The sequence below is a fragment of the Albidovulum salinarum genome (genome assembly GCF_025673475.1).
GTDB classification, from domain to species: domain Bacteria; phylum Pseudomonadota; class Alphaproteobacteria; order Rhodobacterales; family Rhodobacteraceae; genus Albidovulum; species Albidovulum salinarum.
The window spans coordinates 61,379-76,643 of sequence record NZ_JAOVQO010000018.1; the positions used below are offsets into that span (position 1 = coordinate 61,379).

Annotated in this window: 15 protein-coding genes; 7 read left to right on the top strand and 8 right to left on the bottom strand. The window is 66.2% G+C overall.

All coding sequences use genetic code 11. The features are described from left to right. Positions 1 to 50 precede the first annotated feature (50 nt). Together OEZ60_RS17740 and OEZ60_RS17745 are read right to left on the bottom strand one after the other, a co-directional pair. The gene (locus tag OEZ60_RS17740) at positions 51 to 2,348 is read right to left on the bottom strand and encodes a glycosyl hydrolase family 28-related protein (RefSeq protein ID WP_263339107.1); all 2,298 of its coding nucleotides are present in this window, start codon (positions 2,346 to 2,348) and stop codon (positions 51 to 53) included. A 195-nt stretch (positions 2,349 to 2,543) separates the two neighbouring features. Further along, on the bottom strand, positions 2,544 to 2,921 hold the full coding sequence (locus OEZ60_RS17745) for a DUF4864 domain-containing protein (RefSeq protein ID WP_263339109.1): 378 nt from the start codon (positions 2,919 to 2,921) through the stop codon (positions 2,544 to 2,546). A gap of 131 nt (positions 2,922 to 3,052) precedes the next feature. On the opposite strand from OEZ60_RS17745, the gene OEZ60_RS17750 reads away from it, so the two are divergent. Continuing rightward, a complete protein-coding gene (locus tag OEZ60_RS17750) occupies positions 3,053 to 3,934 on the top strand; it encodes a CHAD domain-containing protein (protein ID WP_263339111.1) in 882 nt (293 codons plus the stop codon). A 36-nt stretch (positions 3,935 to 3,970) separates the two neighbouring features. On the opposite strand, the gene OEZ60_RS17755 is transcribed toward OEZ60_RS17750, so the two are convergent. Continuing rightward, positions 3,971 to 5,551, bottom strand: coding sequence for a lysine--tRNA ligase (locus tag OEZ60_RS17755; RefSeq protein WP_263339115.1), 1,581 nt, complete (start codon positions 5,549 to 5,551; stop codon positions 3,971 to 3,973). A gap of 160 nt (positions 5,552 to 5,711) precedes the next feature. Between OEZ60_RS17755 and OEZ60_RS17760 the strand changes: the two genes are divergently transcribed. From OEZ60_RS17760 to OEZ60_RS17770, 3 genes are all read left to right on the top strand, one after another. After that, the gene (locus OEZ60_RS17760; RefSeq protein ID WP_290428743.1) at positions 5,712 to 6,083 is read left to right on the top strand and encodes a tellurite resistance TerB family protein; all 372 of its coding nucleotides are present in this window, start codon (positions 5,712 to 5,714) and stop codon (positions 6,081 to 6,083) included. Between the two features lie 71 nt (positions 6,084 to 6,154). Beyond that, complete coding sequence (locus OEZ60_RS17765) at positions 6,155 to 6,352, top strand: hypothetical protein (protein WP_263339120.1); 198 nt, start codon at positions 6,155 to 6,157, stop codon at positions 6,350 to 6,352. A 65-nt stretch (positions 6,353 to 6,417) separates the two neighbouring features. Next, positions 6,418 to 7,734 (top strand): D-amino acid dehydrogenase, encoded by a 1,317-nt coding sequence (locus OEZ60_RS17770; RefSeq protein ID WP_411709811.1) that lies wholly within the window; start codon positions 6,418 to 6,420, stop codon positions 7,732 to 7,734. Between the two features lie 8 nt (positions 7,735 to 7,742). On the opposite strand, the gene betC is transcribed toward OEZ60_RS17770, so the two are convergent. The 3 genes from betC to OEZ60_RS17785 all read right to left on the bottom strand — a co-directional run bounded on the left by betC (position 7,743) and on the right by OEZ60_RS17785 (position 11,481). Then, on the bottom strand, positions 7,743 to 9,209 hold the full coding sequence (gene betC / locus OEZ60_RS17775) for a choline-sulfatase (protein WP_263339123.1): 1,467 nt from the start codon (positions 9,207 to 9,209) through the stop codon (positions 7,743 to 7,745). 103 nt (positions 9,210 to 9,312) lie between these two features. Further along, positions 9,313 to 10,812 carry a D-alanyl-D-alanine carboxypeptidase/D-alanyl-D-alanine endopeptidase gene (gene dacB / locus OEZ60_RS17780; protein ID WP_263339125.1) on the bottom strand — a complete coding sequence of 500 codons (1,500 nt, stop codon included), beginning with the start codon at positions 10,810 to 10,812 and terminating at the stop codon, positions 9,313 to 9,315. A gap of 48 nt (positions 10,813 to 10,860) precedes the next feature. Beyond that, the gene (locus OEZ60_RS17785; protein ID WP_263339127.1) at positions 10,861 to 11,481 is read right to left on the bottom strand and encodes a nicotinate-nucleotide adenylyltransferase; all 621 of its coding nucleotides are present in this window, start codon (positions 11,479 to 11,481) and stop codon (positions 10,861 to 10,863) included. Positions 11,482 to 11,624: 143 nt separating this feature from the next. Here OEZ60_RS17785 and OEZ60_RS17790 point away from each other — a divergent pair, with 143 nt between their 5' ends. Continuing rightward, positions 11,625 to 12,107, top strand: coding sequence for a GNAT family N-acetyltransferase (locus tag OEZ60_RS17790; protein WP_263339129.1), 483 nt, complete (start codon positions 11,625 to 11,627; stop codon positions 12,105 to 12,107). Between the two features lie 9 nt (positions 12,108 to 12,116). Here OEZ60_RS17790 and OEZ60_RS17795 read toward each other — a convergent pair whose 3' ends face one another. Next, the gene (locus OEZ60_RS17795) at positions 12,117 to 12,620 is read right to left on the bottom strand and encodes a cytochrome c (RefSeq protein ID WP_263339132.1); all 504 of its coding nucleotides are present in this window, start codon (positions 12,618 to 12,620) and stop codon (positions 12,117 to 12,119) included. A gap of 138 nt (positions 12,621 to 12,758) precedes the next feature. On the opposite strand from OEZ60_RS17795, the gene ettA reads away from it, so the two are divergent. Both ettA and OEZ60_RS17805 read left to right on the top strand, forming a co-directional pair. After that, positions 12,759 to 14,414, top strand: coding sequence for an energy-dependent translational throttle protein EttA (gene ettA, locus OEZ60_RS17800; RefSeq protein WP_263339134.1), 1,656 nt, complete (start codon positions 12,759 to 12,761; stop codon positions 14,412 to 14,414). Between the two features lie 122 nt (positions 14,415 to 14,536). Then, positions 14,537 to 14,845 (top strand): hypothetical protein, encoded by a 309-nt coding sequence (locus OEZ60_RS17805; protein WP_263339136.1) that lies wholly within the window; start codon positions 14,537 to 14,539, stop codon positions 14,843 to 14,845. Between the two features lie 145 nt (positions 14,846 to 14,990). Here the strand turns inward: OEZ60_RS17805 and OEZ60_RS17810 are convergent, their stop codons facing one another. After that, the gene (locus tag OEZ60_RS17810; protein ID WP_263339138.1) at positions 14,991 to 15,248 is read right to left on the bottom strand and encodes a hypothetical protein; all 258 of its coding nucleotides are present in this window, start codon (positions 15,246 to 15,248) and stop codon (positions 14,991 to 14,993) included. Between the last annotated feature and the right edge of the window lie 17 nt (positions 15,249 to 15,265).

Genomic DNA, 15,265 nt, shown 5'->3' on the forward strand with positions numbered 1-15,265 from the left:
CCGGGCGGCACTCGCGCCCGCCCGAACCGCCTAGGGCCGCGAACGACAGCTCAGATCGGATTGTCCATACGCACCTTCACCTGGACCCGCCCTTTCGACGCCGCCGCCCAGTTGAGCGTGACTTGCTGTTTCGTGGCACCCTGAGTGACCTGGACATAGGGCTGGTCCGAGCGCCGCTCACCTGACGGGCCGGTGATCATGCCCTCGGGCATCACCGACTCCACGGTACGTGCCCAGCCGCCGAACGGCAGATAGGCGCCGGCATCGACGATCCAGCTCGTTGCCGCGGAACTCTGGTTGAACTCGTAGATCACCGGGTTGGCAATCGACTGGGTGACCCCGGTGAAGGTGTTGCCCTCGAACCAGACGCTGCGCATCCGCCCGTTATCGAGCGACGCGTAGGTCGTATCCACCTTGTCGACCCTGTCGACCGAACCGTTGAACGACTTGAACACGTTCGCGGTGACGTTGAGGCTCTGGATGAAATGGCCCGCCCCATAGGGCTTGATCACGATCCAGCTGAACCACGGCGCGACGTCCGAGGCCGTGAATACGTTGCCGGTGATCGTCAGCCCGCCGAACGAGAGCTGGTTGAGAAAGCCCGGATCGACCTCGTGCTCGTTCGTCCATTCGACGAAGCAGTTGTCGATCGAATTGCCGGTGATCGTGGTCCTGAGATCGGTGCCGACCAGCACCAGCCCGGCTAGCCGCACCCCCGCGGCATTTCCGTCTCCCTGGAAGAAGTGGTTGCCGCTGATCAGGTTGCCGGCGCCCGTCATCACTGCGAAATGGCGGAAGTTGAGCGCCCGGCAGTCACGCACCTTGACGTCGTTGGCATTGGTGTTGAAGGCAATGCTCTGGCGATCCTGCGCCCGAAGCGGACCCTCGGCCGAAAGGAACTGGCAGCGGTCGATCATCAGCCCCTGGCAACCGCTCCCCGTCGACGTGATGCCGCGGCTCCTCGGGTTCGAGATGAAACTGTCGCGGATCTGGAAGACGATCCCCGACGGCGGCAGCAGGATCCCGCTCGAATATCCGTTGCAGGCGACGTCGATGTTTTCGAGCGCCATCTGCGACAGCGAGGCGAAGCCACCGAAATCGAGCGCATACTTGAACCGGGTGAATGTGTAGACTTGTGTGCCGGCCGCACCGCAGGGCGGCTTCGACAGCGTCAGCGTGCCGGCGCCGACATTGACCGACGTCACATATACCTCGCGCCCGACGCCGGTGCCCTCGACGAGCGCCCCGGCCGGGATGTTGGCGATGTTGGCGACCGAACTCAGAGTCGTCGGGTTCGCCGATGAAAAGTTCGCCTGCGAGGTCACGATCGTCGGAACCCAGGCCGGGCCGTCGATCACGTTGAACTGGCCGTTGCGGATCACCCTGCGGGTGGCGAAGGTGGTCTTGTTGTTGACTGCCGCCTGCATGTCGATCGGCGCGGTGACCTCGATCCGCCGCCCCTTGAGGTCGAGCGAGTCGTGGTCGGAAAAGTTCAGCAGCGCCTGGAACGCCTTCTTGAAGCCGAGTTCCTCGTCGCCGAAGGCCGCCGCGTAACTCGGCAGATCGAAGTTGCGGGTCAGAGCCAGCCTGCGGTTCACCGGCATCGTCACCCGGCCCTCGAACCGCACCGGCGCCTCGAGCGTGACATCGGCGTTGAGGTGATAGGTTCCGGCAGAAACGAGAAGCGTCCGACCCGCCGCATCGGCGGCGGCATCCGCCGCCTCGAAGGCCGCCGCGGCGTTGGTCACGCCGTCGCCCTTGGCGCCGTAGTCACGCACGTCGATCCAGTCCATCATTGTCCGCAGGAAGACCGAGGTCACGTCCTCGATCTCGATGTCGTCGATCCGGACCACGCCGCCGTTCGGGCCGGTGAGATCGAGCCCGAGATGCCCGTAGAGCGTGCCTTTGCCCCACTCCATGTCGACCCCGGTGCGATAGCCAGTGCCGACAATTGCCTCGACGGTTTCGACCCGTCCGTAGCTCGTGAGCTGGACACTCGGCCCGGTCTCGACGACGCCCGAAACATGAGCCCCGCCCGCGCCACCGGCCCAGCCCGCGATCCGCACGGCGGGAAGGTTGCCGCTCATCGCCTTGACCCGCGCCCTCACGCGCAGGTAGCAGCCGGGCAGCAGCGGCGTCTCGCCGGTGAAGCGCAGCTTGGTGACCGAGGTTGTCTTGACCACTTCGAGACAGGAACCGAAATCCTGTTCCGCCGTCACCAGCGCGGCCTCGGGCGATCCGGCCCACGTCGACGAGCCCGGCGTGCCATCGCCGCTCGACCAGACATCGAGCCCGTATTCGAAAGCGGGCGGCATGAGAACCAGCCCGTCTGTGATCGCCTTGTTCATCGCTTAAGACCCCTTGTCCTACTTGGCTTCCGATCGAGCTATCCCTGGGCCGACCGCAGCTGGCGGCCGAGAGCCTCCGCGCCGGAAGTCGTACCGGGAATGCTCGATTGGGGAAGGTTCCGGGCCGCTCAGGGCCTCGGCCCCAAGGTCTAGCGCAGACAGGTGAGGCGCGCGTTAGCCGGGCGTACGCTGTCCTCAGGCACCGACCTCGGGTGCGGCGACGGGGTGAACGCCGTTGATCCGCCAGCCGTTGCTGCTTCGCACCATGTCGTAATCGAAGAGGTGGAGCCGCCCTTCGCCATCGACGAAGCCCATCCGCTGCAGCATCCGCCCGCCCTCCTCACGCAGCCCGAGGTATCGGACCTCGCCGGGGCGCCAAATCATCGGGTAGCCTTGGCGCACCATGTTTGCGAAGTTCTCGGGCGTCTGGAACATGTGCCGGATCATCGGCGAGGCGAATCCGAACGCCTCCGCGAAATCGTCCACCGTGAAGGCTTCGATCTGCGCGCCGATCACGCCTCGGATGTCCGCACCGTCCTCTCCATGCGCAGGAAAGCTTGGGACGAGCAGCATAAGCACAAAGGCCGGACTGCAGAGCCAGTTCCGCATTTTGCCTCCCGTCACGCAGGTATTACATGAATGCAATATAGCCCCCACGGGCTTTCGGGACCAAACCGGCCCCGGACCGACCGGATTATGACACCATGGCATTCGCTTTCGAACTTGCAGACAGGAACGCCGCGAAGGCGGTTCGCCGGATCGTGCGCGACCGACTCGCGGCCTCAAGCGCGCTGATCGCGGATCGGTCGCTGCCGCCGGCCGAACTGGTCCACGAGCTGCGCAAGAACATCAAGAAATCGCGCGCGGCACTTCGACTCGTCCGCCCCGGCCTCAAGGCTTTCGGCCGCGAGAACGACGCGCTGAGGGAGGCCGCGCGCCTCATGGAGCCGCTGCGCGATGCCGACGTCTTGTCGCAGACCTTCGACCGGATCGCGGCCAAGCTCCATCTACCGCAGGCTACCCAGATCCGCCTCCGCGAGGCGCTTGCTGCACCGCAAGGTGACGCACCGGACACCGAGGCCGTTTACGCTGCCCATGCCGAGGCGATCAACGAGATCGCGGCCCGCGCCAAGGGCTGGAAAGCGCATGGCAGCGGCTTCGACGCGCTTTCCGGCGGGCTGGAACGGAGCTGGGAAGACGCCCGGGACGCGCTTGAGAAGGCCGCCAGTTCGCCCACGCCCGAACGGCTCCATCGCTGGCGCAGACGGGTCAAGGACCATTGGTACCACGCCCGCCTTCTGGCGCCGGTCTGGCCCGAGATGATGCATCCCCATGTCATGGCGGCGGACACGCTTGGCGAGATGCTCGGCGACGTGCGCGACCTCGCCACGCTGATCGAGGCGCTTGCCGGAATCGAGGGCGGTGACGAGGTCTGTGCCCAGGCCGCGCGCGAGGAAGCGCGACTGCGGACCGACGCATTCGCGCTCGGCTTGCGTTTCTTCAGGGAACCCGCGCACGGCCTGTCCCGCCGCTGGCGCGGCTGGTGGGAGATCTGGACCGACCGGTCCGGGCAGTCGTCCGAGTAACGAAACAGGGCGGCGTCAAGCACCGCCCCTTCGGCATCAGGCCGCGAGTTCGCCCGCCAGCGCCCGCTCGATGAGCGCCACGGTCTCGCCCACGCCGTAAAGCGCGATGAACCCGCCGAAGCGCGGTCCCTGGCTCGCACCGAGAAGCACCTCGTAAAGCGCCGTGAACCAGTCGCGCAGGGGCTCGAACCCGTGCTCCTTGCCGATGGCGAAGACCATCGACTGCAGCGCCTCGGCATCGAGCCCGCCGTCCCAAGCCCTGAGCCGGGCCACGAGTTCCTCCATCGCCACTCGCTCCTTGTCGGAGGGCGCGCGGAAGACCCGTGTCGGCGCGACGTGGTCGTTGAAGTACCGCACCGCGAATTCCGCGGCCTGGTCGAGCTGCGGGTTCGCCTCGGGCGTGGCCTCGGGGGCGTACCGCTTGATGAAGCCCCAGAGCCCCGACTTGTCCTTGGCTCCCGCCACGCTGGCGAGGTTGAGGAGCATCGCGAAGGGCACCACCATGTCCGAGGCCGGCGGGTTGCCGTTGTGGATGTGCCAGACCGGGTTCGCCAGCCGCTGGGCATCGTCCTGGTCGGGGAAGGCGCGCAGCTGCTGGTGATACTCGTCCACCGCCTTCGGAATCACGTCCCACCAGAGCCGCTTCGCGGTCTTCGGCTTCTGGTACATGAAATAGCCCAGGGACTCGGTCGAGGCATAGGTCAGCCACTCGTCGATCGTGAGGCCATTGCCCTTCGACTTCGAGATCTTCTGGCCTTGCTCGTCGAGGAAAAGCTCGTAGGTGAAATGCTCCGGCGCCTTGACGCCCAGAACCTCACAGATCCCGTCATAAATCGGCGTGTTGGTCGAGTGGTCCTTGCCGTACATCTCGAAATCGACGCCGAGTGCCGCCCAGCGCGCGCCGAAATCCGGCTTCCACTGCAGCTTCACCTGTCCGCCGGTCACGGGCAGCGTCCATTCGCGGCCCTCCTCGTCGTCGAAGGTGATCTCGCCCCGCGCCGCATCGACGTTCTTCATGGGGACATAGAGAACCCGGCCGGTTTCGGGATGGATCGGCAGGAAGCAGGAATAGGACTGCTGCCGCTCCTCCCGGAGCGAGGCCAGCATGATCTCCATGATCGCGTCGTACTTTTCGCAGCAGCGCAGCAGAATCTCGTCGAACCGGCCCGAACGGTAGAAGTCGGTGGCGGAGATGAACTCGTACTCGAAGCCGAAGGTGTCGAGGAAGCGCCTGAGCATCGCGTTGTTGTGATGGCCGAAGCTCTCGTATTCGCCGAACGGATCGGGGACCGAGGTCAGCGGCCGCTGCAGGTTTTCCTTCAGCATCGCCTGCTCGGGCACGTTGTCCGGCACCTTCCGCATCCCGTCGAGATCGTCGGAAAAGCAGATGAGCTTCGTCGGAATGTCCGAGATGATTTCGAACGCCCGGCGGATCATCGTCGTCCGCTGCACCTCGCCGAAGGTGCCGATATGCGGCAGTCCGCTCGGTCCGTAGCCGGTCTCGAACAGCACATAGCCCTTTTCCGGCGGCGCCTTCTCGTAGCGTTTCAGCACGCGGCGCGCTTCCTCGAAAGGCCAGGCTTTGGAGTTCATCGCGGCGTCGCGCAGAGGAGACATGACATTCATCCCGTAGAGACGGCACCCCATGTGCCGCAAGGTCCGTCTCCTATTGAACGGGGGGCGGATCGTCAATAATTTGCCTGGCAAAGCATGAAGGACAAAGACAGTGACCCATACCCTCCCCGCCTTCTCCGCCCAGGATGCGCTCGTCGCGATCATGGTCACGGTCTCGGTCTCGGATGAATCGATCCGCACCTCGGAACTCGTCGCCATCGAGCGGCAGGTGAATCACCTGCCGGTCTTCGCCGATTACGACATGGATGCGGTGAAGGAGGTCGCGCAGACCGTCTACCAGCTCATGGAGGAAGAGGACGGGCTCGACACGCTCTTCGCGATGGTGCGCGACGCGCTCCCCGAACGGCTCTGGGAGACCGCCTATGCGCTGGCCTGCGACGTGGCCGCCGCCGACGGCAAGCTGCGCCAGGCCGAACTGCGGCTCCTCGAGGAGGTCCGCCACGAACTGACCGTCGACCGCCTGCACGCCGCCGCCATCGAATGGGGCGCGCGGGTGCGGCACCTGACACTCTGACATCCGGCATGGTGACCGCTCCCCGGTAGATGGGCTAGACTGGCCGCGCAACCGATCCCAAGGAGGCCACCATGCTCTACTCCCTCGCCCATCTGGAACCCGAGAAGCTCGCCACGATCCAGCGGCTGGAGAATGAGATCGGCAGCCCGCTCCTCGCGATGGAGGGGGTCGAGGCCGATACCGCCACCCTGCCCGCCGAAAACGTGAAGAAGCTCAAGGATGCCGAGGAAGAGCTCGGGGTCATTCTCGTCGCCGTCAAGCCCAACTGAGCGCAAGTCCCTGACGCCACGCAGTCCAGTTTTTGCGGCCCGATAAGACCAGCCGCCGATCCGAATTGCCGCACCAGCCATGCTATGGTAGCGCGCGGACCGGAATCAGCGGGGACAGGACCATGAAGATCGTCGTAATGGGCGCCGGTGTGATCGGCGTGACGACTGCCTACTATCTCGCCCGTCAGGGCGCCGAGGTCGTGGTTCTCGACCGTCAGCCCGGTCCGGGGCTGGAGACGAGCTACGCCAATGCGGGCGAGCTTTCCTATGGCATGACCTCGCCCTGGGCCGCGCCCGGCGTGCCGATGAAGGCGCTGAAGTGGCTCTTCATGAAGCGCCGCCCCCTTTTCATCTGGCCGCTCATCAGCCCCAAGATGTGGAAATGGGGCGCGCAGATGCTGACCAACTGCAACGAGTCCGCCTATGCGCTCAATAAGTCGCGCATGGTCCGCATCTCGAACTATTCGCGCGACGTGATGCCCGAGCTCATCGCCGACACCGGTATCGACTATGACGGCCGAGAGCAGGGCACGTTGCAGCTCTTCCGCACCGAGAAGCAGCTCAAGGGCTCCAAGGCCGACCAGGAGGTTCTGGCCGAGTTCGACAGCCCCTTCGAGGTCCTCGACCGCGACGGCTGCATCGCCGCCGAACCCGCGCTCGCAGAGGTGAAGGACAAGTTCGTCGGTGGCCTCCGCCTCACCGCCGACCGCACCGGCGACTGCCGGTTGTTCACCATCGCACTCGCCGAGAAGGCGGCCGAACTCGGCGCGTCCTTCCACTACGGCCAGAAGATCGAGATGATCGCGGTCGAGGGCGAGAAGGTGAAGGGTGTCAGGACCGACAAGCTCGGCCTCGTCACCGGCGACGCCTATGTCTGCGCGCTCGGCAGCTACGCGCCGAACCTCCTCAACCCGATCGACATCCGTCTGCCTGTCTACCCGGTGAAGGGCTATTCGGTGACGCTGCCGGTCACCGACGACCGCTTCGCGCCACAATCGACGATCATGGACGAGACCCACAAGGTCGCGATCACCCGGCTCGGCGACCGCATCCGCGTCGCCGGCACCGCCGAGATCGCGGGTTATTCGAACCGCCTCGGGCCGCATGCAACCGACACCGTGCGCCATGTGATCGGCGACCTCTTCCCCAAGGGCGGCGACCTCAGCCAGGCCGAGGGCTGGACCGGGCTCCGGCCGATGACGCCGGACGGCACGCCGATCCTCGGCCCGTCGCGCTACCGCAACCTCTATCTCAACACCGGCCACGGAACGCTCGGCTGGACGATGGCGGCGGGTTCGGGCCGCGCGGTCGCCGATCTGGTGATGGGCAAGAAGCCCGAGATCGACTTCGACGGTCTGACCGCCGAGCGCTACGGGCGCTGACCCAGGCTTCAGGCGCGGACGTACTTCCGGGTGGCGTCATCCGCCACCCGGTAGTCCCAGGCAGTGCCATTCGCCGCCATCGCGGCATTGACGACCGCCTTCTGGGGTAGACGCGCCCAGACATCGGCCTCGATCGCCGCGAGGTCGAACCGACCGCCGGTGACGACCGCGTTCAACTCCGCCTCGATCCCGGCCACGGTGGGGTCGCCGGCGCGGTTTACCCATTCGCCCGGATCCTCGCGCAGATTGAAGAGCTGCGGCGCCGAGCGGTGGCAGTAGAGATATTTCCACGGCCCCTTCCGCACCATGAAGCTTGGCCGCATGATGCCCTCGCCGTGGTACTCGCCGATAACCGGCACCTCCTCCAGCGTCCCGCCCTCCAAAGCCGGCACCAGCGTGCGCCCCTCCATCGCCCGCGCCTGCTCCTGTCCGGCCAGATCGACCAGTGTCGCCGGCAGATCGAGCAGCGAGACTGGCGTCGTGATGTCGCGCCGCGCACCGCCGGGCATCGCCACGATCAGGGGAATGCGCGCCGACCACTCGTAGAGACTGCGCTTCTGGATCAGCCCCTTCTCGCCCAGCATCTCGCCATGATCCGAGGTGAAGATGACGATTGTGTCGTCGGTCAGACCCTGCTCGTCCAGCAAATCCATCAACTCGCCGACCTTGTCGTCGACATAATGCGCGAGCGCGGCAAAGCCCCGGCGCATCGCGATCAGGTGCTCCGGTTCCCGGATCGACTTCCGGTCGAGCCCGTACCAGCGGATGAAGGCCCGGTCGAAATCGGAGTACTTCGCATCCATATCCTCTGGATAGTGCGGCAGCGGCAGGTCGGCGTCCTTGTAAATCTCCCAGTAGCGGCGCGGCACCACATAGGGTGGATGCGGGTTGGTGAAGCTCACCGTCAGCATCCAGGGCCGGTCCTTCGGCGCATGGCGCAGGTATTCGAGCGACCGGAACTGCGTTTCCTCGTCATACTGCAGCTCGGCCGTCCATCCCGGCCCGATATTCTCCGCCCGGTATTGCGGCGCGAAGTCGAAGGCCATGGCCTCCGGATCGTCCTCGGGCAGCAGCGGATAGGACCAGAGGAAGCCCGACGGGTAGATATCGGTGTTCAGCCGTCTCGCATATCCATGCAACTGATCGGCACCGATGAAATGCATCTTGCCCGACAGCACCGCGTCATAGCCTGCATTCGTCAGGTAATGCGCGAAGGTGGGGATGAAGCTGGGGTAAGGATCGCCGTTGTCGTAGCACCCGGTCGTCGAGGTCAGAAGCCCGGTCATCAGGCAGGACCGCGCGGGCACGCAGATCGGGCTCGGTGTATAGGCGTTGGTGAAGTTCACCGCCCGGTCCGCCAACGCCGATATGTGCCGCGTGCGCGCGCCGCGATGGCCGCAGGCCTCCAGCATGAACGGCGTCATCTGGTCCGCGATGATCAGCAGGATGTTCGGCAAACCGCCATTCGTCGCCATGTCGCCCCCGTTTCCCGACGGGCCCGGTCAGGCCGGCGCTCCCGAGGTTATCCTGCCGACCGACCTGCGCCCTTCGCGCCCCTTCGCGACAAATGTGTCGCGATCAAGCCGAGTAGACTGCCGCCCAGCGTTCGATCAAGTCCTGCTGCAGCCGCCGCGAGCGGCCGATCCAGGCGCGGCTGCCCTCTGGCCGCTCGCGTTGCGCCTCCGGTACCGCATCGCGGCGAGCGATGTCGCCGGTGAAGATCGCGAAGGCGAGTTCCCGCTCGCCCGGCGCCGTCACATAGCCAGCAAGCGTCGAGACGAAGTTGAGCGTCCCGGTCTTGGCCACCGCCTTGACCGGCGGGTTGGCAACCCGGCGCCCCTTGCCGTCCTTGAACTTCACCGGCTTCATGAGCCCTTGGATCCCCGCCCCGCGACCGAGCCGCACAAGCACTTGCACCATGTCCGCCGCCGAGATCCGCGACGCCCCGGCCAGCCCCGAATGATCGGCGAACCGCGCCGTCGTCGTCCCGGCCTCGGCCCCGAGCCACGCCGCCATCTCGCGCCCCGAGGCGACATGGCTCGATGCACCCCGCCGGAGCGAGGCCGCCATGCCGACCGCCTCGGCGGTCATGTTGGTGGAATATTTCATCATGTCGCGCAGGATCGTGACCAACTCGCGGCTTTCCCGCTGCGCGACCACCGTGCCTGTCGGCATCGCCGTGGCCACCTCCGGCTCCGCCAGCGCCACGCCCTGCGCCCGCGCAAGCGTGTGGAACACGTCGCCGGCATAGAGGTCGGGCCGCCGCACCGGCAGCCAGCGGCTGCCCTCCTTGCCGAGCGCGGCACGCGCCACGGTCCATTCCTCGACCGAACCGCCGTTCTGGTAGGTATAGATCGGTCCCGACCGGTCCGCGACCTTCACCGTCGCCGAATGGACCTCGGGCGCGAACCGCGCGGCGCGGGCGTCCATGCCGACATTGTAGCCCGAGCCTTCACGCTTCCAGACGAAGTTCACCCGGTTGAAGTTCAGGTTCAGCCCCGACACCGCCGGATTGTAGCCGAGCCAGTCCGGCTGGCTGACGTCGATCGCCTCCAGATAGGGCAGCGCGCCGCCCCAGACGAGGAACCGCCCGCTCACCTCCCGGACCCCCGACGCCGCCAGAGCCGCCACCATGTCACCGAGATCGTCGGTCGAAAGCTCCGGATCGCCGCCGCCGGCGAGCACGAGATCGCCCTCCACCCTGCCGCCCGAGACTGGCCCCATCGCGATCAGCCGCGTCGTGAACCGGTGCGCCGCACCGAGATGGGCGAGCGCGTAAAGCGAGGTGATGACCTTCGCGGTCGAGGCCGGCGGCATCGGCCGGTCGCCGCCCCGCGCCTCCAGCACCTCGCCGGTCGCAGCATCGGCCACCACATAGCCAACGTCGCCCGTGAGCCGCGCCGCCGCGATGAGATCCGCGGCCACCGGCGCATTCGCCGGCGCACCGGCAAGCCCCGCCCGCGCCACCGGGCGCGGCGAGGACAGCGGCGCCTCGGCCCACGCGGCGCCCGCCCCGCAGGCCGCGAGACCGCTGAGCACGAAACGCCGCGAGACGCGGGTGGCTGGATCCTCCGTCATGGCGCAAATCTGGCGCAGCCCGCCGCGCACGGCAAGCCCCCGCCGCCGTCAGCGGCTGTCCGTGTCGCCTTTGCGCCAGTCACCACGCGCCCGGATCGCGCTCGACGACAGGCGCAGCATGGGCATGTCGAGGAAGCACCAGGCCGGTGTCATGCGACGCGGCAAGAGCCGCGCGGTCTCCGCCGGCAGCCGGTAGCGCGCATATTCCTCCGCCGCCCGCGCGCCCCGCGCGGCCAGCCGCGTGTCCGGCCGCGCGAAGATCCCGACGGGCACGTTCTGCATGATCCAGTCCCAGTCCTTCCAGAGGTGGAACTGGGCAAGGTTGTCGGCCCCCATCAGCCAGACGAACCTTACGCCGGGATAAAGCGCCATCAGGTGTTGCAGCGTCTCGGCGGTGTAGCGCGTACCGAGCCGCGCCTCGACATCGGTGACGACGACCCTTGGGTGATCCATCACCGCCCGCGCCCGTGCGATCCGCTTCGCCATCGGCGCTGGCCCATGCGCCTTCAGCGGATTGCCCGGCGAGACCAGCCACCAGACCCGGTCGAGCCCGAACCGTTTCAGCGCCTCACGCGTGATATGAGCATGACCCTCGTGGGCCGGGTCGAAGGACCCGCCGAGCAGCCCGACCGTCTGGCCCGGCCCCGCCACCGGCATTCCCGACCGCATCGAATACCTCTCTCGCACTCTGCCGGACCATCTGCTATCGCGCGGGGAGTATTGTCAAATCCACCGAACGCCGTCTCGTGCCCAAGACCTGTACGACAGGCTATGATGGAGCCTCCTCCGCCCGACAAGTGGAGCCACCCGCCATGACGTCTTTCCAGGACCGCATAACGATCCTCCGCGTCGATCCGGAAGCGCCCGAGGCACGCCGTTGCCTCGCGGCGTATCTCTATCTCTTGTCCGAGCGGATTGAGGGCATGCCCGCCTCGCATGTACCCGATCCCGACCCCGAAGCGGCCTCCTACCGCCCACCGGGGGGCGCCTTCCTGATCGCGCAACGCGACGATGGCCAACCCGTCGCCTGCGTCGCGCTCAAGACGCTTTCGCCCGGTGTGGGCGAGGTGAAGCGGCTCTGGGTCGACGCGTCGGCGCGCGGCCACGGCCTTGCCCGCCGCATGATGCGCGCGATCGAGGACGAGGCCCGCACCATGGGCCTCGCCCGTCTCCGGCTCGACACCAACGAGTCATTGACCGAAGCGATTGCGCTCTACCGTTCAGAAGGCTGGGGCGACATCACCGCCTACACCGGCTGGCCGGCGACGCACTGGTTCGGCAAGACGCTGACCTGAGCGCCGCGCTCATTCGCCCTTGGCGAAGCGGAACATCCCGCCGCTCGACGGCCGCAATCCGTGACAGACCGTACAGGCACCTGTGAAGCTCTCGAACTCACCCATGTAGGTCTCCCGGTCGCCCGTCGCTGCCGCCGCTGCCATCGCCGCCGTGGCCTCCTGGAAGGTCCCGACGGCGCTGGCGAAGGTCTCAGGCTCACTCCAGACCTCCGGCTTCGCCCGCGATCCCGGCGCTTCGCCGCGCGCCGTGCCCGGCTCCAGCAGCGACACGAACCGCGCCATCAGCGCCGACATCTCCCGCGCCGCCGCCGAGGCGGCCGCGAAATCCTCGCTGTCGCCCTTGTTGACGTTGAACAGAACCCAGTAGTTGTCCTGGAGATCGCCCATCACCGGTTTGCGCTCGGCAACGATCTGCGCGCGCTCGTACTCGCTCGACTGACCCGTGGCCGCCCCCGCCAGCAGCAGCAGCACGGCAACCGACGCGAGGACGCTCGAATGGCTTCCCCCGATCATCTCGTTTCCCTTTCCTGAGGCCACGATCCTACCACGGATGCCGATTCCCGCGAAAAGCCGCGCCGATGCCCCGTTGCGCCACCCCGCCCACCCAGCTAGAACGCCGCGAACCCAGATTTCAGCGGCGCGAGGCATCCCATGGCATCCTACCAGTACGTCTACCACATGGATGGCGTCTCCAAGACCTATCCCGGCGGCAAGAAATGCTTCGAGAACATCCGCCTGAACTTCCTGCCCGGCGTGAAGATCGGCGTCGTCGGCGTCAACGGCGCGGGTAAGTCCACGCTCCTCAGGATCATGGCCGGCATCGACAAGGACTTCTCCGGCGAGGCCTGGGCCGCCAAGGGCGCGACCGTCGGCTACCTGCCGCAGGAACCCCAGCTCGACGCCTCGCTCAACGTCCGCGACAACGTCATGCTCGGGGTCGCCGCCAAGAAGGCCAAGCTCGACCGCTACAACGAGCTTGCGATGAACTATTCCGACGAGACCGCCGACGAGATGGCGAAGCTCCAGGACGAGATCGACGCAGAGAACCTGTGGGATCTCGACAGCCAGATCGACGTCGCGATGGAGGCGCTGCGCTGCCCGCCCGACGAGGCCAATGTCGACACGCTCTCGGGCGGTGAGCGCCGCCGGGTCGCGCTCTGCAAGCTTCTTCTCGAAGCGCCCGACATGCTCCTTCTCGACGAGCCGACCAACCACCTCGACGCCGAAACCATCGCCTGGCTGCAGAAACACCTGATCGAATACACCGGCACGATCCTTTGCGTCACCCACGACCGCTACTTCCTCGACGACATCACCGGCTGGATCCTCGAGCTCGACCGCGGCCGCGGCATCCCCTACGAGGGCAACTACTCCGCCTGGCTCGAACAGAAGGCCAAGCGGCTCGCCCAAGAGGCGCGCGAAGACAAGGCCCGCCAGAAGGTGCTCGAACGCGAACTGGAATGGATCCGCGCCGGCGCCAAGGCGCGGCAGGCCAAGCAGAAGGCCCGGATCAACAAGTACAACGAGCTCGCCGACCAGTCCGAGCGCGACAAGCTCTCCCGCGCCCAGATCATCATCCCGAACGGACCCCGCCTCGGCGGCAAGGTGATCGAGGTCGAGGGGCTGAAGAAGCACATGGGCGACAAGCAGCTGATCGAGGACCTCTCCTTCGCGCTGCCGCCCGGCGGCATCGTCGGCGTCATCGGCCCGAACGGCGCCGGCAAGACCACGCTCTTCCGCATGCTCACGGGGCAGGAACAGCCCGACGCGGGCAGCGTCTCCTACGGCGACACGGTGAAGCTCTCCTATGTCGACCAGTCGCGCGACGCGCTCGACGCCAACAAGACCGTGTGGGAGGAGATCTCCGGCGGCGCCGAGCAGATCGAGCTCGGCGACGCCACCGTGAACTCGCGCGCCTATTGCTCGTCCTTTAACTTCAAGGGCGGCGACCAGCAGAAGAAGGTGGGGCTCCTCTCGGGCGGCGAACGCAATCGCGTCCACATGGCGAAACTGCTGAAATCCGGCGGCAACGTCCTCCTCCTCGACGAACCGACCAACGACCTCGACGTGGAAACGCTGCAGGCGCTCGAAGCCGCCCTCGACGACTTCGCCGGCTGCGCCGTCATCATCTCGCACGACCGCTTCTTCCTCGACCGCCTCTGCACCCATATCCTCGCCTTCGAGGGCGAGGCCCATGTCGAATGGTTCGAGGGCAACTTCGAGGCCTACGAGGAAGACAAGATCCGGCGGCTGGGGCCGGATTCGGTGGAGCCGAAGCGGGTGAAGTACAAGAAATTCACGAGGTGAGTTGTACTTAAGCGGTTTTTGAGCAGTATGTTGCTTTAGCGTTATTCGCCCGCCGCGCAAGCGGTGGGCCTAGTGATTATCGCAAGCAGACTGGTTGCGCGCGCACAGGAGTACTGGTTCACATGCGGGGCGTACGAGGCATCATTTATGCTGCGGCGATCCTCTTGATCGCCTTGAAAGGCCACTTGGTGGATTCTTGGCTGACACCAGTCGGCGCCGTGCTGTCTGGCGCCGCAACTGCCGGTGGGCTTTTTCTTCTGGTAGCACCCGCCTCAATCCTGCCCAAGGTCTTGCCGCTTATCTTGCTGGCATCCGCGCTCGTTCTATCCACCGTACAATCAGATTCTGATGCTTGGGGTCTGTTCACGACTTCATCCCTGGCGGGCTTGTTGCTCTCCAACTTTTTCCTTGAGAAGAACCCGACTTCGTAAGCACAGGGTATCATCCGGTCCAATCGAGTATTCGGCGGATCGACTAACACGGGTGGCCTGCCCGACCGGATCCGAAGCCCCAAACGCAAGCCAAGACCCGCGGCGGAAGCCCGATCCGCTAACGGGCTTCCGCGCGGCGCCTAGATCAGAGGCACAGGAACAGGTGCTCGGACTGGTTGTCCGGCAGTTCGCGCGTGGAGGCGTATTCGGCGCGCTTGCGGTGGCCGATGGCGCAGATCCGGTCCGCCTCCTTCTGCGCGGCCGCCTTGGTTTCCTCGTCGGAGCCGCGCGTCGGCGTCACGACCTTCACGCTGTCGCCGTTGTAGTCGGACACGGCGGGCGCGTCTTTCGCGCAGGCCGACAGCATCAGCAGAGCAAGCAAACCTGCACTCACGTTCTTCATTTGGCGTCCCTTTGTTC